Genomic DNA, 20557 nt, shown 5'->3' with positions numbered 1-20557 from the left:
TCCATTCCGCTGTCCGGGACAGCCTCTATTCCCCCTGATAATGAAAACATCTGACCAGATGATCCGGCTCCACCTCAACCAGCGGAGGGATACTGCCCGCACATGCCGCTGTTTTTTCCTGACACCGGGAACAGAATCCGCATTCATCGGGCGGATCAAGCGGCACCGGGACATTCCCTTCTATTGCGTGAAGTCTTTCACTGGACTTGTTTCCCAGCACCGGCATTGATTTCAGCAGGCCCTTTGTGTAAGGGTGAATAGGATTTTTGAAAATAGCCCTGGCGCTCCCGCTTTCCACCACGCGCCCCAGATACATGACGGCAATGGTATCCGCCATTTCCGCAATGACTCCCATATCATGCGTTATGTAAATGATAGACATATTGAATTCTTTCTGGAAATGCTTCATCAGATCGGTTATCTGCGCCTGCACCGTCACATCCAGAGCCGTGGTCGGTTCGTCCGCAATCAATATTTTGGGCTTATTAACCATAGCGATGGCGATCATGGCCCTCTGGCACTGGCCTCCCGACATCTGATGGGGATAGGCATTATATTTCTGCTCCGGATCCGGCATTCCCACGGCACGCAGCATTTCCATGCACAATTCCTTCGCCGCCTTTTTGTCCTTTTTTTCCTGATGCACCAGAACCGCTTCCATCATCTGCGCACCGATGGTATATACCGGGGAAAGGCTTGCCATCGGCTCCTGGAATATCATGGATATATCCTTCCCGCGCAGCTTTCTCATGGCTTTGCTGTCGGGTGAACAGGTCACCAGATCCACCGGCCCGCTCCCGTCGTCATACAGTATCCTTCCGCCCAAAACTTTTCCCGGGTTCTGCACCGTCCTGAGGATGGAGTGGGCGGTCACACTTTTACCGCAGCCAGATTCCCCGATGATACCGATTGTCTCATTTCTTTTCAGATAAAAAGTGACATCATCCACAGCCTTCAGAGTACCGGTATCCAGCTTAAAGTAGGTTTTCAGATTTTCAACCTGCAAAATGTAATCATTCATACTTTTTACACCCTTCCTATTTGTACGGATCTGCCGCGTCCCTGAGACCATCGCCCACAAAGTTAAATGCCAATACGGAAATGACTACAAAAATACCGGGAATCATCATCCATGGATACATGGAAACCGTATTGATGCTCTGCGCATCCTGCAGAAGCACTCCCAGGCTCACAATAGGAGGCGTAAGCCCGATCCCCAGAAAGCTCAGCGACGTTTCCGCCAGAATCATGCTGGGTATGGCCAGCGTCACATTGACGATCAGATAACTGCTGAAGGAGGGGAGCAGATGTTTGACTATGATATAGCCGTCCGTCGCCCCGGAAACCCTCGCCGCGGTCACAAAATCCTCATTGCGCAGCTCCAGAAGCTTTCCTCTCACCACTCTGGCCAGGGTCGTCCAGCCGATCAAAGAGAGAATAATCGTTATGGCGAAATAGATTTTCAGGGATGACCATGTGGTGGGAAATGCCGCCGCAAGCGCCATCCAGAGCGGGATGCTCGGCATGGACATGAGGAATTCAATGACACGCTGTATGATCGTATCGGTAACCCCTCCGTAAAAACCGGAAATTCCTCCGAATAAGCAGCCCAGCACAAAGGTGAAGAATACACCCACCAGGCCGGTGCTCAGGGAAATCCGGAGCGCGCTCAGCACGCGGGAATACAGGTCACGACCGGAAGCATCCGTCCCGAAGGGAAAATATACATCCGGCTCAGGCGTCCCGAAAAAGTGAATATCTCCGGGAATAAACCCAAGCAGCTTATAGGAATCCCCCTTGTAAAAGAAACGCAGCTTATGCTTGACTGTCGTATCCTCCACATAATATTTTTTCCAGGTCACGGGATCCTCTTCCTGCTTCAGGCCATAAACAAAAGGCTGTATGGAAAAATTCCCTTCCGCATCCACAAAATGTATCTGCGTGGGCGCCATACTGATAGCTGTCGTACTCCTTTTGGCAATATCCTGGGTGGCAAAAAATTCGCTGAAAATACCTACCGTATATAAAAGTATCAGTATAATCCCTCCCAGCATCGCCAGCTTGTGCTTCCTGAATTTCCGCCACATTAACTGCCACTGTGTTTCCATATAAATTTCTTCCTCTTTGGAAACATCCGTATTTTTTTTCTTAATCACGGCCATATGTCCTCCTTTCCTGTAACCTTCACATTTACTGCAGACGTATTCTCGGATCCACTACCACCAATAGAATATCGGAGATAAATGTGCCCACAATGGTGATTGCCGTAAGCATCAATACACTCGTACCCGCCAGATACATGTCCTGGGAGAGCAGTGCATTGTACAACAGGGAACCCACCGTGGGAATATCCAGGACAATAGCCGTCACCGTTGCGCCGGATACGATAGAAGGAAGAATACTGCCGATGGAGCTGATTATAGGATTGAGCGCCACCCTTACAGGATATTTATATATCATTTTATTTTCTTTCAGCCCTCTCGCCCGGGCCGCCACTACATAAGGCCTTTTCAGCTCATCCAGAAGCGTGGCTCTCAGGATACGGATCACATTGGCCATGCTTGCCAGGCCGATAACGATTACCGGAATGGGAAGGTGCTTGCACAAATCCCAGAGCCGTGCAAAGCTCCATGGCGCATTTTGAAATTCCGGCGAATAAAAGCCGCCTACACTCAGCCCGAAATACCTGTTGCTGTAATACATCAGTATCAGCGCCAGGAAAAAGCTGGGTGTCGCAAGGCCGATAAATCCCAGTATGGACGCCAGATAGTCTCCGATGGAATACTGGTGCCTTGCCGAATAAATACCTATCGGGATGGCGAGCGCATAAGCGAAAACCAACGTTATCACGGAAAGCGCGATCGTCATCGGCATACGGGTCGCTATCAGCGTGCCCACCGGCTGCTTCCACTGAAATGACTGGCCGAAATCCCCCTTCAGCATATTTCCCATCCAGAGAAAATACTGCTGCCACATAGGTTTATCCAGGCCATACTGCTGGCGCAGGCTGAGGATTACGGATTCATCCACCTGTCCCATCTGCTGCTGCAGATTAGCAATATATGATGTCAGATAATCACCTGGCGGCAATTGAATAACCACAAACGCAAACACTGACATAACCGCCAGCAAAACGATCATATAGATAAATCTTTTACATATATATTTCTTCATTTATCTTTGACCCCTCCTTCTTCCCCTCCGGGCAGCAAACCGGTCCCGGTATATAAACCGCGTGACGGGGAGGCACATGTCTGTACCTCCCCGCCATTTACCAAACATATGTCTGTCTCATATGTTCTGCAGCTGTGATACTTTCTGTCTGAATTATTCCGTTCTATTCACTTAATATTTGAAATACCATGTATCTCCGCGGTAAGGCTTCCAGAAGTTATAATCGTTGGCAAAGGTTCCTTCCGTGGGAGTGTTGCCCAGACGATTGCTGATGATAACGAGACGCGGTGAAACCGATACGCCAATGAACCAGCACTGGTCACTGATTCTCTTCAGAATACTTTCTCCCAGCGCAGCATATTCCGGATCCGTATTGGACATGGTTCCGAATTTCAGGCAGTCATCGTAGATTTCCTGTATTTCCGCCGGAGGCTGTTCTCCCTTGGCTCCGTTGCTGTCCCAATAATCCTTATATGCTCTCATGAACTCCAGATCGTCATAGGCATTCCCCGGACGAAGCCGGCTGAAAGCAGCGCCTCTCAGGTTAAATTCACCCACGCTGTCCATGGTGAACGCCTGCATGTCACGTTCATTCCCGACTCCTCTTTCCAGATAATAGGAACGTTCCACCTGCTTCAGGGTAACCTTGACACCCACCGCATTCCAATACTCACATGCCATTTCCGCCATGGGGACAAATTCCTCAATCGTTTCCAAAACAATATTGAAATCCTGCCCGTTGGGCATTGTCCTTACCGTATGTGCCGAATTCCATTCATATCCACATTCATCCAGCAGTGCATTGGCTTTATCCACATCATATTCAATAAATGCATTTTCAAATTCCTCCTTCATGAAGGAAACGTCTGCTGATGCCGTTGCCTGTCTCACCGTGCCTTTTCCGTAATACAGCGTTTCATTGATTGTATTCCTGTCCAGCGCATAGCTCATAGCCTGACGGAACTTCACGTTTGTAAAAATCTCTCTTAAATCCGGATTTTTATCCGTGATATTGAAAGTAAACGCACAGTCGGAGCCTCTCGTATTTTCAAACAGGAATACCTGATAATCGCCGTTGGCTTCGTTCTCCTTCAGCATGGTATAATCGGAAACCGGAAGCGGGTTTTCACCTGCCGCATGGATTTCCCCGCTGATGAGCTTCAGGGCGCGTACATCCTTATCCTGCACAATCATCGCTTCCTGTTCATCAATATACGGAAGCTGATTGCCCTCCTGATCCACTACATGATAATAAGGATTGCGGGCGAAAAATTTATTTCCGTTCGTATCTATCCTGTCGAGAACCCAGGGATAAACATCCGGCGCGTCACAGTCTGTCTGTGCCTGGGAATTGTCCAGATGAGCCTTAAAGCAGAGGATCCAGGATTCATAGCCTTCCTCTTTTGCCAGCTTATCCGCATCCGGGTTATATGTTTTATGCCACTGCTTCAGATATTCCTTGGGTGCAAAAAACGTCCGGATTATATTTGTGGCATAACGGGCCATCGTGATTTCAAATGCCGGATTCGGCTCCTCAAAAACGATATCCAGGGTATAAGGATCTATCTGCTCATAAACCATGGGTTTGCCGTTGCTGCAGTAGGCCGCTTCCACAGAAGGGTTAACATCGGTGTTGGTGAGAATATCCGTATACCAGAACATCCAGTCATCCGTAGTCAGGTCATCGCCGTTTGACCACTTCATCCCTTCTCTCAAATGGATCGTAAACCGGGTGGAATCCTCATTAATCTCATATGACTGAATCAGATTGGGCTTAAATGTCTTTAAATCCTTTTCAATGGTCAGAAGTGACTGGAAGCGCAGGCCCTCTGTATCAACCTGTCCGGAGCTGGGGCCGAATGCCGCTCCCACATAGGTTCCTCCATATGCGCCGATTTCATCAACCTCCACCACCGCCGGCTCTTTGGGAAGACGCTCTTCAATCGGAGGAAGCTCTCCCTTTTCCACCTGCTCATGCACCAGCGGAGATTCTTTATACTGCCCGTCTCCAACGCCTCCCCTGACGAGATTATCCGGCGCCGGCGTTTCCGTTCCTGCCGTCTGCGTGCTCTCTGCAGTCTGCTGCTCTCCCGAAGGCGGCGCCGCTGCCGGAGCCTGGCCCCCGCAGCCGATGCTCCCCGCCGCAAGACAGACGGACATCAACAATACCATCATCTTTCTTTTTTTCATTCTCCTACCTCTCTTTTCTACTTTTTTTAACGAAAGCCGAAGCTTTTGCATCATCAGTTACCTTCCCGAAAAAGGATTATCTTGTTTTATCAGTGTATCCCTGGTTATTAATATGGGCTGCAGAATGACCCGCTTATGAAATTTCTGCTCATCCATAACATTATTTTCTTCCCTGCTTCCCATCCTGCTCTCCGCAGCATCCATCAATGAAAAACATTCTGCAATCATCATGTTCGCATCCAGGGAATAAGTGGTCAGCGCAGGTGCAAACTGGCTTGCCAGCGGGATATTATCCACACTGAGCACCGAAACCTGATCCGGGACTTCTATCCCCTTTGTCCTCAGCGCCTGAATCAGCCCGATTGCCATCCAGTCGTTCGCCGCAAATACGGCTGTGAATTTCCGAATCATAACGAGGTTGGAAACCTGGTCCGCGAGTGCGTAGCCTCCTCTGAAATTCATCTTGCTTTCCAGAATCACATAATCGATTCCATTTTTCCTCGAGCCCCGGATAAAGCCGTTCTTCCGGTAAAGGGCCGAAGCGTATGTATCCGGCCCGGTAATATGTACCACCTTTTTATGTCCGTAACCGGCCAGGACCTTAGCCGCGTTGATGCCGATTTTGAAATGGTCAAAGTAAATCTGGGCGAAATCATCATGGTCCGGATAATTTTCAAAGGAAATAATGTGCGGATATATCTTCTTTATCCTCTGCAGGCTGTCCTCTTCGAATTTACCAATCATCAATACCGGGGAAATCATATCCCCATTTTCCAGAGTATCCAATGTCAGCGGAATCATATTCACACTGTTCTTGGCCGAATAGCTGGTGAGTTCCATCAGCATCCTGTTATAGAAAGGGTCATTCAGCTTGATGCTCGGTGAGCAGATGAGATTGACATATTTGTTTTTAACAATAGGCGCAATATATGTTCCCTTGCCCTCATACTTGATAAGGATCCCTTCTGAAACAAGCTGGTTTATTACTTCCCGGATCCTCTGCCGTCCTACCATCAGCCTCTGTTCCAGCTTTCTTTCAGACTCCAGCTTTATCAATCGGTCCGACTGAAGCTGTTTGACTTCTTTTCGAAGAATATCTGCAATTTCTTTATTTTCCCGATTCATAATTTCTTCTCCCGCCTCAATCAGATATGTTGTTTTTAGTAATTTTGCACAATATCATTTTCAAATTTGATATATGCTTTTTTCACAAAAATCGCATTTGGTTTAACCCAAACAAGAGTATAATTTGTAATTATTGCATAATTTTTAAATCTATAAATGTTTTTTAGTATGTCTATTAATATTTTACAAACCAATTTATTCATCATTTTTACTAATAATATATCACGATTATTCTGCTGTCAATAGCTTCTCTCATTTTCCTTTCTTTTCGTCGTTGTTTTGGTTATTTTATACTTATTTTGAGCATCATTTTTATGCATTTTCACAATCATATTTTAATCTCTTTTGTTCAGGCGATATGTCATTTGTCACATTTCACCTTTCCCAACAGCAGAAGACAAAAAAAGCAGCAGGTAATCTTCCTGCCGCCGCAAAAACACTTGATTCATTTATTAAAATATGGTTTAAAAAAAGCCCCACAAGCTTAATGCTCATGAGGCTTTCCTGTCTTTTATACACTTATATGGCCTAACCTTTAGTATTCAGGTTCAATCAAACCATAAGTATTTCCTTTTCTCTTATATACCACGTTGACCTGATCTGTTTCCGCATTGAAGAAAACAAAGAAGTTATGTCCCAGCAGCTCCATCTGGATGCATGCATCTTCGGGATACATCGGCTTGATGTCAAACTTCTTGGTTCTGACAATCTGCACTTCCTCTTCCTCGGGATAATCCTTCTCGATAAAAGCCTGCTGGAAATTGCCGCCGGACTGATGCTTGTCCATGATTTTATTCTTATATTTCTTAAGCTGTCTCTCAATTACCTCTTCAACCAGGTCAATGGACACGTACATATCGTTGCTTGTCTGTTCCGACCTGATAATACTGCCTTTTACCGGGATTGTTACCTCTATCTTCTGTCTGTCTTTTTCAACGCTCAGCGTTACGAGTACTTCTGTTTCCTGGGTGAAGTACTTCTCCAGCTTTCCGATCTTCGATTCCACGGCGCTGCGAAGCCCCTGCGTTATTTCGATGTTCTTTCCGCTGATAATGAATTTCATGCTGATCATCATCCCTTCTGTTTCATATTAGGCACAAAGGCAATACCGCCTGTCGCGTCCTGTAGCATGTCCTTTTGTCCTTAAATGGATTATACCATATCCCCACACCCGCATGCAATGTTTTCAGAATTTTAACTGAAAATTTATATTTGTTTCAGTCAATGCAAAACGACATATTTTTGTAATTATTCTGTAAAATTCGTGGAACTTACCAGAACATTCGTTTCAATATACGTTCTCCCGCACAGCTGTGAAATACTTTCCCAAACTGTGGATAATGTGTATAACTTCGTGTATAACTCCCAAACCCTCATAAATACCGCCTTTTTTATGTGGATATCTTTGTGGTTAAAAAATTCCCTTTTCGACAAAAAACATCAGATTTTGTGCAGATTTTACAAACCGCTTAAAATCAGCACATTTTCAGATAACTCATAAAGTGTCTGACAATTAGCTGATTTTATCAGTCTTTAGAGATATCGAAGTATGACGTACAACAGCTCCGCACATGGGATCGGCGCCCATTCGGCGGATAATTCCGGCCGATACGTTCCCGGCATTTTCGCGGAAACACATGCCGCCGGGCGCACCTAAAAAACGGGATATGAATTTACATTCATATCCCGTCCTGAATATTCTGATTATTACTGGATAACTCTTCTTACAGCAACCGGAGTTCTGTAATCAGCATCCGAAATCTTGATTCCGGTGCTCGCTGTACTCGCGTGTACAATCTGTCCGTCTCCGATATAGATTCCAACATGTCCGCTGTAGCATACAAGATCGCCGGGCTGTGCATTTTCAAGTCCGCCCACATCCACGCCTACATTTCTGTCTGCTGTGGAGGAATGAGGAAGAGATACGCCAAAGTTCTCATATACGCTCATAACAAATCCGGAGCAGTCAGCGCCGTTTGTAAGGCTTGTCCCGCCATATACATACGGATTGCCAACAAACTGAACCGCATAATCAACTACTGCATTGCCGCTTCCATGAGTGGATACCGATGCTGCTGAGGAAGGCGTTTCCGCCGCCTGGGTGGAAGACTCTTTAGAGCTTTCCTGGGTGGCTGCAGTTTCCACTGCTGTGGAAGACTCCATGCCTGCCGGGCTTTCTGTCTCAGTGGCAGTCTCTGTTGCTGTTTCCGTTGTTGTCTCGGTCGTTGTTTCTGTAGCAGTCTCGGATGTTGTTTCAGAAGAAGTCTCTGTCGTGGTCTCGGAGGCTGTTTCCGATTTGGTTTCCGAAGAAGTCTCGGAAGCTGTTTCCTTTGAGCTTTCCGTGGAAGATTCTGATTCCTTCTTAGACTCTGTTTCCTTTTCGGATTCCTTTTCCTGCTTATTATCATCGGCCTGAACTGTTTCTTCCTGTGCAGGCTTCTCTTCTGTTTCTGTCTTAGCTGTCTGTGTTTCCTTCAAATTAATCGGCTCTACAATCGTTTTGGGCAATTCTGCCGCTTCTCCAACAGCAAACGTATCTGTCGGCACAACAGCCTGTCCGCCTGATGCGGTATTATCACCGGCCGCCGTATTAGAAGAAGAAACTATCGGTTCCGGATTCACTACGGCATCCAGAACACTGGCTACTCCAACCCCATTGGCGATTGCAACTTCTGTCTGCTGCTCCTGAATGTGGCTGTCAACCTGAGCGTCAATTGAAGATTCTCCCACTCCGGTAATTCCCGATTCCATATCAGCAGAAGTCAAATCTGAAGATTCCTGTGCAACCTGAACGGTCTGTTCAGCCTTTTCACTTTGATCCGCCGCTTCCTGTACACTTCCAAGGGAACTGCCTTCATCCAGAGCAAGGCCAACACCAGCTGCCGGGAGTTCATAAGATACACCGGATGCACTTGTCTGCATTGCTGCTGTACTGAATAACATTGCCGATGCAGTCAGTGCACATGTCACTGCTTTCACGCGTGTATATTTCATGAGTTCCTCCAAAATATCAATTGAACTGTTACATTTGTTACGAAATTATTACATCTGTTGTTAACTATACCACCGAAGGCTTTCTTTGTCAACCTTTACACAAAAAACGACTTTAAAAGGAAAATCCCTTTAAAACCGCATAAAATCAGGAAAAGAAGGGTTTAAACCCTTCTTTTCAAATTGTGAACATTTTTTGAATTTTTGAAATATTCGTATTAGTTATGGAATAAATTAACAAAAATAAATATTACGTAACATTTAATATTTAAAATGTAATAAAAAATGAATATGGTCTGCGGGAAGCATTCCTACAGGAAGTATTCCTGTATGCCCTCAACTGCATTGGCTCCGTCCGCTACTGCGGTTACAATCTGGCGTAGCTTCTTCGTCCGGATATCCCCGGCCGCGAATACTCCAGGCATACTTGTTGCACAGTCCTCCCCGGCAATCAGATAGCCCTTCTCATCCGCCGCTATATTAGTAATAAAGCTTTCGGAATTAGGCTTGATTCCCACGGCTATGAAAACACCCTGTACCGCAAGTTCACTTTTGGTTCCTCCATTTTTATGAACCAGGGTAATTGAATTTACACGTCCCTCTCCATTGATACTTTCCACAACGCTGTTCCAGCACACCTCTACATTAGGAAGGGCAAGCATGGTATCCTGAAGGGACTGCGCCGCCCGCAGGCTGTCACGGCGATGGATCAGATACACCTTTTCGCAAGCTCTGGCCAGGAAAATGGCATCCTCTACCGCAACATCCCCGCCGCCAATCACGGCAACCGTCTTTCCCCGGAAAAAAGCTCCGTCACAGGTCGCACAGTAGGAAACTCCCATACCGCTTAATTCCTCTTCCCCGGGCACACCCAGATGGCTGTGGGAAGCACCGGAAGCTATGATGACCGCTTTTGCCTCATAGTCGCCATCCGCCGTTTTTACCAGCTTATAATCTCCCATATCCTCAACACCCAGGACATCGGCTTCTATAAATTCCGCCTGCATTTTCTCCGCATGCTCCCTGAATTTCATCCCCATATCAAAACCATTGATTCCGGGAAGCCCCAGATAATTGTCCACTTCATAGGTGTTGAGCACCTGGCCGCCGCTCATGGGATTCTTTTCTATTACTAATGTAGAAAATCCGGCCCTTCTTCCGTATACCGCAGCGCTGAGCCCTGCCGGTCCCGAACCGATAATAATCAAATCATGCATACTTTTACCCCTTTACTCTATAATACTTACCTGTTGATTTATATATATCCTGTTTCTGCTCTTCTTATTATACCGGTTTCCGCCTCAGCTTTCAACCTGCATGCATATATGTTATAATAGGAAAAATTATGGAGTCTGCGGATATCCTGTGCCGCCATCCCCTTCGCCTGTACTGTCCCCTCTCTGTCCGGGGCTTTTTGTCCGGCTGTCCGTGCTGCAAGGATTCCTGTAAAGGCCGTATGAAAACGCCGGTCCTTAGGTTGCGTATTTTGCAACCTTAGTACCGCTGCGTGTTTATCCGAGCGAAAGCGTGCCTGCACAGGAACCTTGCAGCACGGACAGCCGGACAAAAAGCCCCGGACAGAGAGGGGACAGTACAGGCAAAGGGGATGGCGGCACAGGATATCCGCAGACAGCAAAGTTAAGGAAATGGAGGACTGGTTATGGGAAAAAAAGCGTTGGTGACCGGCGCTGCCCGGGGAATTGGGAGGGCTGTAGCTGAGGAACTGGCAGGGCAGGGATTTGATCTGCTGCTTACCTGTCTGCATTCTATAGATGAATTAAATGCATTTTGTCTGTATCTGGAGGAGAAATATGATATTGCCTGTACCTCTTTTCAGGGAGATATGGGAGATTATGAAACAGTGAACAGGCTTTTTGAATCTGTCTCCGGACTGGATGTGCTGGTTAATAATGCGGGAATTTCTTATATCGGCCTTTTATCTGACATGTCGGCTGAAGAATGGCGGCGGGTTATGGCCACTAATCTGGACAGCTGTTTTTATACGTGCCGGAATGCCATACCTCTTATGGTGCATGCCAAACAGGGGCGGATTATTAATATCTCATCTGTATGGGGACAGGCAGGAGCATCCATGGAAACGGCCTATTCCGCATCAAAGGGGGCGGTGAACAGCTTTACCAGGGCTTTAGCCAAGGAACTGGCTCCCAGTAATATACAGGTAAATGCTGTAGCCTGCGGTGTTATTGATACCGATATGAACCGGTGTTTTGCAAAAGAGGAAATGGATGCTCTCATTGAAGAAATTCCTGCCGACCGCATAGGTACCCCAGAAGAAGTGGCTTCCCTTGTGGGACAGCTTGTAAATGCACCGGCTTATATGACAGGACAGATCATTACAATTGACGGCGGATGGCTTTGATGCAGACCATCCGCTGTTTTTTTGAATGAACAATTGTCAGATTTACGAGGACAGATGCCCGGTTCTGTGAGAATCCGGTACGCATTCTTTTTTCAGGGTTTCCCATATACCGATAAGATAAACAGCTCCCAGCGCCCTGTCATACAGGCCGTAGCCGGGTTTTCCTTCTTCATTCCAGATCATCCTTCCATGAGCGGGGCTCATATAGCCTGTATATCCAATATCATAATAGGCCTTCATGACAGCCTCCATATCCAGCGAACCGCAGAAGGAAGGATAGGCGCTTTCCTCAAAGGAGCCATCCTGAAGGATTTTGACATTACGCATGGGGGCATAATGAATCCTGCCCATACCACCTATTTTCCTGACCAACCGGGGGATGTCATTGCATGCTGCGCATCCCAGGCTGCCGGTGCACAGACTCAGGCCATGATGTGTGTCATTATACAGCGCGAGGAATCTGTCTATTGCAGCTTCGTCGGTAATAATCCTGGGGATATCGAAAACCGGCCACGGCGGATCGTCCGGCTGCAGGCACATATTTACATCGCACTCGATGGCTACCGGCATGATTTCATTGATAAAGTACTTTAAGTTTCCCCAAAGTCCCTCTATGCCCAGTATTTGATAAGCCTTTATCAGTCCGTCTATTTCTTCCGGAAAATAGGAAGTATTCCAGCCCGGCAGAACCATTTTAGCAGGATCCATCGTTTTTTCATCCGTTTTATAATAGGCCAGGGTTCTGGAGCCGTCGGCTAAGGGGTGATCCAGGCGGGAACGGGTCCAGTCAAATACCGGCATAAAATTATAGCAGATACATCGGACTCCCTCTGCAGCCAGTCTTCTGATATTTTCCTTGTAATTTTCGATATATTCCTGGAATTTTCCTCTGTGCAGCTTGATATCCTCATGGACCGGAAGGCTTTCGATCACTTCCAGTACCAGCCCCGCTGCTGTCACTCTTTCTTTCAGTTCCTTTATGGCCTCACAGGGCCATGCTTTTCCAACAGCGATATGATAAATGGCGGAAGCGATTCCGGCAACACCCGGGATTTGCCTGATTGCAGCGAGCGTCACCGGATCCTCTTCTCCATACCATCGGAACGTCATTTTCATAAAGACTGCTCCTTTCTGAGCCGTCCCTTCCTATATAAAGTAAAAGCCCAGCGGCAGATACCAAGGTCAGGCAAGCGGTGAATCGAAGGTTCACCTGGTTTTGGCTCGCTGCCTGTGGGAATAAATACAGGCGGACTTTAGGCAGTTTCATCTTCTGCTTTTATTCTTTCCCGGAGTTTTGTTTTTATGAAAAAGGGCGGGCGAAAGGAATTGGAAATTTTTCTCAGAAAAAAAGACCGGAGCCCCACATTCGGTTGCTCCGGCCAGATCGATACCTATTAATTCAGTTCAGCTGCAATTATATAAGCTGCGTATCTTTCATCAGCTTAATATGTTCCCTGTTAAGCTCCATCAGTAGTTCCTTATCCTTTGCTTCCATTGCCTTCACAATGTTCCTGTGAAGAAGCCAGGACAATTCCACAACCTCGGCTTTTCTGCCGGAATTCTTCAGATTTTTTCTCACAATCAGGAGGCAGGTTTCTATTTCATTAATATATTTAATCAATCTCTGCGAACCCGTCATCTCCGCTGTCATGAGGTGGAACTGAATATCATATTTTTCATGGTTTGCCAGCTGTTCCTCCTGCGGCAGGGCCAGGAAAGAATCTATATATCCATTCAGCCGGTCAATATCCTCCTTGGTAGCCTTGTCCGCACATTTGCAATAGCAGTAATCCTCCAGAACCTGACGCAGTTCCAGTAAATCTACAAGCTCTTCCCTGGAGATCTGGACACAATAAAGCCCTTTTCGCTTAACATTATGGATAAAACCATTCTGACACAGCTGATTCACTGCTTCCCGCACCGGTGTCCTGCTGGTTTCCAACTGTTCTGCAATAATATCTTCCCGGATCCGGTCTCCCGGCTTAATCGTCCCATTCAGAATCTGATCCAAAATATAATTGTATGCATTTTCAACAAGCAATGTGTTATTTGGCACGGCAATCCCTCTCTTTTCTTTTCCATAGTACCAATATTATACCGCGTAAGCATTGGAAAATCTATGAAAAAATATCCATTATTTGTCAGGTTCTGACGAAATACCAGCAATTACCTTTGCCAGTTTCTTTTTTTCTTCCAGCTTTCCCTGTCTGTTTATCATAATCCTCTGTGCCTGCGGGCTTCCGGCGCCATGCATGGATTCTGTCCTATATCCCACTGCCGCGCTTCCAAGTGTCATATTCTCAATCAGACGCAGGATTTTCATTCGCTCCACCGTATCCGCATCCGCACTTCCTTTAAAATATTTCCGGCAGATTTCCGCTGTTTCGGGTGAATTAAAATCTTCCTCAGAAGGCATGGTAACCATAAGGCCTCCTGCAATATCTTCGGCCAGCCGGGCGATTTCATAAGGGAATCTGGTTACATTCTGTTTGCAGACATTCGCCAGCAGGTTATCAATCTGATAATTTCCTGCAGCTGTCTGTGTGCCTAATACAGAACAGGCAATCCCACAGCTGTACATAGTTTCATTCAGCTGTATCATTTCTATAAGCTTATCCTTTATATGGGAGGCTTTCTGTACTCCATTATATTCTGCCGCAACGGCAGCCGCACCTATCAGCACATCACCCACACCGGTTTTACAGCCTCCGTAGCTCTGCCTGTGATAACCAGCAAAACGTTCCACCAGGACTCCTGCAAATTCGTATTCTTCACATAAAAATACTCGTTCCCAGGGCACAAAAACATGCTCAAAAACTACCAGGGCTTCCTGTCCGCCAAACCGGCAGTTGCCACAGTCCATACCACCCGATTTTTCCAGTTTTCTTGTATCACAGGACTGCCTGCCATATATCATCTTAATGCCTTCCGCGTCGGACGGTATGGCAAAGGATACTGCATATTCCTTGTCATTCTCCCCCATTGCCACCGTAGGCATGATCAGATGCTCATGGGAATTCACCGCCCCCGTCTGGTGCGCCTTCGCTCCGGTAACATAAATGCCTTTGGTGTTCTTTTCCACCACATGCAGATACATATCCGGATCCTTCTGTTTTCCCGGAGAAAGGCTCCGGTCTCCCTTGGGATCCGTCATGGCCCCATCCACTGTCAGATCTTTTTCCTGTACTTCTTTCATAAAGGCAATAAAGTTCTGATGATAATTGGTATGGTACTTCTGATCTACCTCAAAGGTCGTGGAATAAACCGCATTAAAGGCATCCATACCAACACACCGCTGAAAACAGGCTCCGGTCTTCTGTCCTAAAAGCCTCTGCATCCTGACCTTATTTATTAAATCCTGTTCATTCTGGTGTAAATGGCAGAAACGATTAATCGTTTTTCCCGTCAGATTGGAAACTGCCAGCATAATATCCTGATACTGCGGATCCAATGCCAAATCATAGGTCATTGCCACAGAATTGATGGATGGCCGTATGATAGGATGATCTACAAAATTTTCCACCCTCTTACCGAAAAGATATACCTTTGTATGCAGCCTGCGCAGGCTTTCTATATATTCCTGTCCCGTCATTAATCCCATATATTATCCTTTCCTCTTCAGGCAAAGTTACAGTATCTGGCCATGGACACATCCTGGAAACCCAGTTCCTCTGCCTTGGTCTTGCGGCCATTGCATACTTCCTCCACCATATCAAACAACTCAGCGCCCGCATTTTCCATAGAACAGAGGCCTTCCAATACCCCGCTGCAGTCAAAGTCTGTGTTATCCGCCATTTTTTCAGCCGTCTCCCTGTTTGCGGTCAGCTTAATTACCGGAAGAATGGCCGACCCTGTCGGAGTCCCATGACCAGTGGAAAAAATAACAGCCTGGGCTCCTGCCGCTGCCATCCCCAGGATAGATGCGATATCCTGACCGGGGGTATCCATTACCACCAGCCCCTTTTCCTTTATCGGCGCGCCATATTCCACCACTTCATTAATTATGCTGCTGCCTGCCTTATGAATACAGCCCAGGGACTTTTCTTCCAGAGTGGTAATTCCCCCTGCAATATTTCCCGGAGTCGGATTGCCGCTTCTGGGGTTTTCTCCCACACGTCTGAAATCTTCCTCATAATCCGCGATCATACGAAGGAGTCGGCGGCTGATTTCTTCATTCCTGCACCTTCCCGCCAATATTTCTTCCGTCCCCAGCAGTTCCGGGGTTTCCGACAATATCACGGTCCCCCCGTGTTCAACTACCCTGTCGCAGCAGACTCCTACAACAGGGTTTGCCGCCAGTCCGGAGGTGGGATCGGAACCGCCGCATTCGGTACCGAGAATCAGCTCCGAAAGCTGCGCTTCCTCCCTGCATACGTTCGCTGCATCGGCATACATTTTTTCAGCCAGCTCCGCTATCTTTTTCACAGCCCTGATACTTCCGCCTTCTTCCCGTATCACTATTGTTTCCAGAGGTTTATTGGTTTTTTTCCGTATTTCATTCTCCAGCAGTGACGCCTGCACCACCTCACAGCCGTTTCCTACCAAAACCGTACCGTAAATGTTGGGATTAGCCGCAATGCCGGACAGCACCTCCAATGTCACCTTTAAATCCCGGCGGCTCAGGGAACAGCCTCCCTGATTAGCCAGGTATACCGCCCCTTTTACATTCTCCGCCGCAAACCTCGCTGTTTCACTTGCGCAGAGAGAACAAGGCAGAATCAGTACATGGTTTCTGATTCCAAATCTTCCGTCAGGCCTTCTGTAACCACTCATTCTACCATCCATCATTTAATCTCCATTCTTTTCCGGCATTGGTACCAGGCACACACTTTTCAGATTGTGTGTATGTATCAGGTATCCTGCAGGAATATCTTCCACCGCCCTGCCAATCACCTGTCCATACTTATAGACAAGCTCTCCGTTCCTGATATCACGGCAGGCGGCTTTATGATAACAGGGAATACTTTCTTTCACCGGCAGACAATATTTCTGACCCGCTTTTTCATATACCACCATATCACCAGCCGCTGCAGGTTCAGAAAGAGTGACTGCCATATCATTATCTTTGATCAGAATCCCCTTCCTTTCCATCCTCACCCTTCCTTTCCGGCAGTTTCACCAGTATTCTTTTCTGTTTTCCGGGCAAGCTCCGCGTATCTCTCATATCGTTCTCTGGCTTCTCTGCCCGCCTGATTGTACATTTGCTCTGCCAGTTCGGGATCTTTCTTTTTGAGAGATGCAAACCGTACCTCGCTCATCAGGAATTCTTCGAAATCTCCTTCCGGTCTGCCCGAGTCCAGAACAAAGGGATTTTCTCCCCGTGCCTTTCTTCTGGGATCGAAGTGATAAAGATTCCAATAGCCCGCATCAACCGCACGTTTCTGCTGAAGCTGTGTCTGCCCCATACCGCCTTTAATTCCATGGTTGATACATGGTGCATATCCGATAATCAGCGAAGGCCCGGGATAGCTTTCCGCCTCCTGAATAATCCTTACCGCATGGGCCGGGCTGGCTCCCATAGCAATCTGTGCCACATATACATCGCCGTACTGGATTGCCATCATTCCCAGTTCCTTCTTTTTTCTCTGCTTTCCTGCTGCCGAAAACTTTGCAATGGCTGCCCTGGGAGTCGCTTTGGAAGCCTGTCCCCCTGTATTGGAATAAACTTCCGTATCAAATACCATGATATTGATATCAGCACCGGTGGACAAGACATGATCCAGACCTCCGTAACCGATATCATACGCCCATCCGTCGCCTCCGAATATCCAGTTGGAACGTTTGATCAGAAAATCTTCCCTGCTGCATATCTCCTTTACGCCTTCCATATGTATATTTTCTTCCAGACATGTTATCAGGTTTTCTGCCCGTTCCCTTGTTCCTGAGGCTTCGGCAAATTTATGATCCCACAGGCATATGGCGTCATACAGCCTCTTTTCATTCTCATTCCGGTCGTTTCCTTCCAGCCTTTCCTTCAGCTGCAGAAGCTGCTGACGTACTTCATTTCTTACGGTACTATAACCCAGATACATGCCGAGTCCATACTCCGCATTGTCCTCAAACAGGGAAAAGCCCCATGCAGGCCCATGTCCTTTCTCATCCTTCCGGTAAGGAACTGCCGGAGCGCTTCCTCCCCATACCGTGGTACAGCCTGCGGAGTTGGAAATCATCATCCGATCCCCGAAAAGCTGGGTTACCAGCCTTGCGTAGGGTGTCTCTCCACAGCCTGCACAGGCGCCGGAAAATTCAAAGTAAGAAGGAAGGAACTGACTCTCTTTTCCATTAATAAACGCACGCTCTCCTTTTGGCTTCTCCGTCTTTTTCTGCAGATATTCCCAGACATCATTCCCTGTTCCCTTCTCAAAGGGCGCCATTTCCAACGCTTTATCCTTTGCCGGGCATACACTGATACAGTTCCCGCAGCCTGTACAATCCGGCCGGGAAATTCCCATGTAAAAAAATTTATCCTTACAACCCGCAGCGGGTTTGGCTTTTCTTCCAATATCCCCCGGCGCTTTTTCTTTTTCTTCTTCTAACAGAAGCACCGGATGCAGTGCGGAATGAGGGCAGACGAGGGCGCATTGATTGCATTGGACACATTGTTCCGGCTTCCATTCCGGCACATAAAGGGCAATTCCTCTCTTTTCATACTGTGTTGTTCCAAGGGGAAACGTCCCGTCCTCATTACCCTGAAAAGCGCTGACGGGTATATTGTCACCCTTCTGCCTGTTCATTGGAAGCATAATATGATTGACAAAATGGTTCAGTTCTCCGGATCCTGTTTCTATCCTGACCGTTGCGGGATCCGGACGTTTTCCCTCCGCTCTCAGTGTCTTTACATCTACCTCTTTCAGATATCCGGGCGCAGCATCAATTGCCGCAAAATTCTTTTCAATGACTTCCTGACCCTGATGTCCGTAATTTTTCACCACTTCTTCCTTCAGATAACGTACCGCCTCTTCCATAGGGATAATTCCGGCCAAAGCAAAAAAAGCGGACTGCATAATCATATTTATCCGATTTCCAAGTCCCAGCTCTCTGGCAAGGGCAAATGCATTGATGGTAAAAAACCGAATTTCTTTTTCCTGTATGGTTCTGATCATTCTGTCCGGCAGATGCCCCGCCAGTTCTTCATGGCTCCATACACAATTCAGCAGAAAAATACCTTTATTTCTGATCCCCTCCAGCAAATCATACTGTTCTACATAGGACTGATTATGGCAGGCTATATAGTCTCCATGGCTTACCAGATAGGAGGAACGAATAGGACTGCTGCCAAAACGCAGATGGGATACGGTCAGTCCCCCTGATTTTTTGGAATCATAGGAAAAGTAAGCCTGCACATACTGATCCGTATGGTTTCCGATAATTTTAATTGCCGATTTGTTCGCTCCCACCGTACCGTCAGAACCCAGTCCCCAGAATTTGCAGCTTATTGTATTTCTTGGTTCCGTATCCGGTATGTTTCTTTCCGCAGGCAATGACAAGCCTGTCACATCATCTGTTATTCCTACAGTAAAACCATTCAGAGGTTCTTCCGACTTCAGGTTTTTTATTATGGAAATGACATCCCCGGGGGTAAAATCCTTGGATGCCAGGCCATATCTGCCTCCGATTATAAATGCGGTTCTCCCGCTTCCTGCAAAAGCGGTGCAGATGTCCTTATAAAGAGGCTCTCCGTCCGCCCCGGGTTCCTTGGTCCGATCCAGCACTGCAATCCGCTTCACCGTTTTGGGAATGGCTTCCAGCAGATGTTCACCCGAAAATGGCCTGTAGAGCCTTACCTGTACCAATCCGGCTTTCTCCCCCTGACGATTCAGATAATCAATCGTTTCCTTAATTACCTCACAGGAGGAGCCCATGGCTATCAGCACATAATCCGCTTCTTCATGTCCGTAATAATCAAACAGCTTATAGTATCTTCCTGTCTTTTCTCCCAACCGATCCATATAATTCTGCACAATTTCCGGAAGCCTTTGATAGAATGGATTGATTGCTTCCCTTTCCTGGAAAAAGATATCCGGATTCTGCGTCGTTCCCCGAAGAACCGGATGATCCGGGTTCAGCGCCCGGTTCCGGAATTCCTCCAGTGCTTCCCGGTTCAGCAGTTCCTTCAGGACAGCAGGCTCAACCACTTCTATTTTCTGTATTTCATGGGATGTACGGAAACCGTCAAAAAAGTGGACAAAAGGGAGTCTCCCCTCCAGTGCGCACAAATGGGCCAGACATCCCAAATCCATACACTCCTGTACATTTCCTGAGGAAAGCAGCGCCACTCCGGTCTGCCGGATACTCATAACATCCTGATGATCTCCGAAAATGCTGAGCGCATTGGAAGCCAAAGACCGGGCGCTCACATGCAGTACGCCCGGCAGCAATTCCCCGGCTATTTTATATAAGTTGGGAATCATCAGAAGCAGTCCCTGGGAAGAGGTATATGTAGCGGACAGCGCTCCTGCCTGCAAGCTTCCGTGAAGCGTACCTGCCGCACCGCCCTCCGACTGCATTTCCATGAGATTTACCGGACTGCCGAAAATATTCTTTTTCCCTTCCGACGCCCATTTATCTACTGCCTCCGCCATAGGGGAAGAAGGGGTAATGGGATAGATAGCGGCGACCTCGGTAAAAGCATAAGAGGCCAAAGCCGCCGCAGTATTTCCATCCATGGTTTCTTTTCTTATCTCTGTATTCATAATC

General features: G+C 47.2%; 15 protein-coding genes. 1 reads left to right on the top strand and 14 read right to left on the bottom strand.

Annotated elements, in window-relative coordinates; translation table 11 throughout:
- Nucleotides 1-25: 25 nt before the first annotated feature.
- The 8 genes from BLA28_RS22505 to trxB all read right to left on the bottom strand — a co-directional run bounded on the left by BLA28_RS22505 (nucleotide 26) and on the right by trxB (nucleotide 10697).
- Nucleotides 26-1021, bottom strand: a complete 996-nt coding sequence (locus tag BLA28_RS22505; protein ID WP_044972936.1) for an ABC transporter ATP-binding protein — start codon at nucleotides 1019-1021, stop codon at nucleotides 26-28.
- Nucleotides 1022-1037: 16 nt separating this feature from the next.
- On the bottom strand, nucleotides 1038-2162 hold the full coding sequence (locus BLA28_RS22500) for an ABC transporter permease (protein WP_069151192.1): 1125 nt from the start codon (nucleotides 2160-2162) through the stop codon (nucleotides 1038-1040).
- Nucleotides 2163-2190: 28 nt separating this feature from the next.
- Entirely contained in the window at nucleotides 2191-3174 is a 984-nt protein-coding gene (locus tag BLA28_RS22495) for an ABC transporter permease (RefSeq protein ID WP_044972935.1), read from the bottom strand.
- A gap of 171 nt (nucleotides 3175-3345) precedes the next feature.
- Nucleotides 3346-5364 (bottom strand): ABC transporter substrate-binding protein, encoded by a 2019-nt coding sequence (locus tag BLA28_RS22490; protein ID WP_009255265.1) that lies wholly within the window; start codon nucleotides 5362-5364, stop codon nucleotides 3346-3348.
- A gap of 57 nt (nucleotides 5365-5421) precedes the next feature.
- The gene (locus tag BLA28_RS22485; protein WP_044972933.1) at nucleotides 5422-6489 is read right to left on the bottom strand and encodes a substrate-binding domain-containing protein; all 1068 of its coding nucleotides are present in this window, start codon (nucleotides 6487-6489) and stop codon (nucleotides 5422-5424) included.
- Between the two features lie 535 nt (nucleotides 6490-7024).
- A complete protein-coding gene (gene hpf, locus BLA28_RS22480; protein WP_025482901.1) occupies nucleotides 7025-7552 on the bottom strand; it encodes a ribosome hibernation-promoting factor, HPF/YfiA family in 528 nt (175 codons plus the stop codon).
- Between the two features lie 644 nt (nucleotides 7553-8196).
- Nucleotides 8197-9483 (bottom strand): C40 family peptidase, encoded by a 1287-nt coding sequence (locus BLA28_RS22475; protein ID WP_069157492.1) that lies wholly within the window; start codon nucleotides 9481-9483, stop codon nucleotides 8197-8199.
- Between the two features lie 308 nt (nucleotides 9484-9791).
- A complete protein-coding gene (gene trxB, locus BLA28_RS22470; protein WP_069157493.1) occupies nucleotides 9792-10697 on the bottom strand; it encodes a thioredoxin-disulfide reductase in 906 nt (301 codons plus the stop codon).
- A 443-nt stretch (nucleotides 10698-11140) separates the two neighbouring features.
- Between trxB and ymfI the strand changes: the two genes are divergently transcribed.
- On the top strand, nucleotides 11141-11860 hold the full coding sequence (gene ymfI, locus BLA28_RS22460) for an elongation factor P 5-aminopentanone reductase (protein ID WP_009255270.1): 720 nt from the start codon (nucleotides 11141-11143) through the stop codon (nucleotides 11858-11860).
- Nucleotides 11861-11902: 42 nt separating this feature from the next.
- Here the strand turns inward: ymfI and BLA28_RS22455 are convergent, their stop codons facing one another.
- The 6 genes from BLA28_RS22455 to nifJ form a co-directional block, all read right to left on the bottom strand.
- The gene (locus BLA28_RS22455) at nucleotides 11903-12976 is read right to left on the bottom strand and encodes a mannonate dehydratase (RefSeq protein WP_069157495.1); all 1074 of its coding nucleotides are present in this window, start codon (nucleotides 12974-12976) and stop codon (nucleotides 11903-11905) included.
- A 298-nt stretch (nucleotides 12977-13274) separates the two neighbouring features.
- A complete protein-coding gene (locus BLA28_RS22450; protein ID WP_069157496.1) occupies nucleotides 13275-13916 on the bottom strand; it encodes a GntR family transcriptional regulator in 642 nt (213 codons plus the stop codon).
- A gap of 78 nt (nucleotides 13917-13994) precedes the next feature.
- Complete coding sequence (locus tag BLA28_RS22445) at nucleotides 13995-15461, bottom strand: 4-hydroxyphenylacetate 3-hydroxylase family protein (RefSeq protein WP_069157497.1); 1467 nt, start codon at nucleotides 15459-15461, stop codon at nucleotides 13995-13997.
- 17 nt (nucleotides 15462-15478) lie between these two features.
- Nucleotides 15479-16648, bottom strand: a complete 1170-nt coding sequence (locus BLA28_RS22440) for a UxaA family hydrolase (RefSeq protein WP_141702930.1) — start codon at nucleotides 16646-16648, stop codon at nucleotides 15479-15481.
- Nucleotides 16649-16951: a UxaA family hydrolase gene (locus BLA28_RS22435; protein WP_069157498.1), complete on the bottom strand. Its 303-nt coding sequence runs from the start codon at nucleotides 16949-16951 to the stop codon at nucleotides 16649-16651.
- A gap of 2 nt (nucleotides 16952-16953) precedes the next feature.
- Nucleotides 16954-20553, bottom strand: a complete 3600-nt coding sequence (nifJ, locus tag BLA28_RS22430) for a pyruvate:ferredoxin (flavodoxin) oxidoreductase (RefSeq protein WP_069157927.1) — start codon at nucleotides 20551-20553, stop codon at nucleotides 16954-16956.
- Nucleotides 20554-20557: the final 4 nt, after the last annotated feature.

Source organism: Eisenbergiella tayi, from assembly GCF_001881565.1.
Classification (GTDB): Bacteria; Bacillota; Clostridia; order Lachnospirales; family Lachnospiraceae; genus Eisenbergiella; species Eisenbergiella tayi.
The sequence above is the reverse complement of the archived record's forward strand: the minus strand, read 5'-3'. Positions and strand labels throughout refer to the sequence as shown.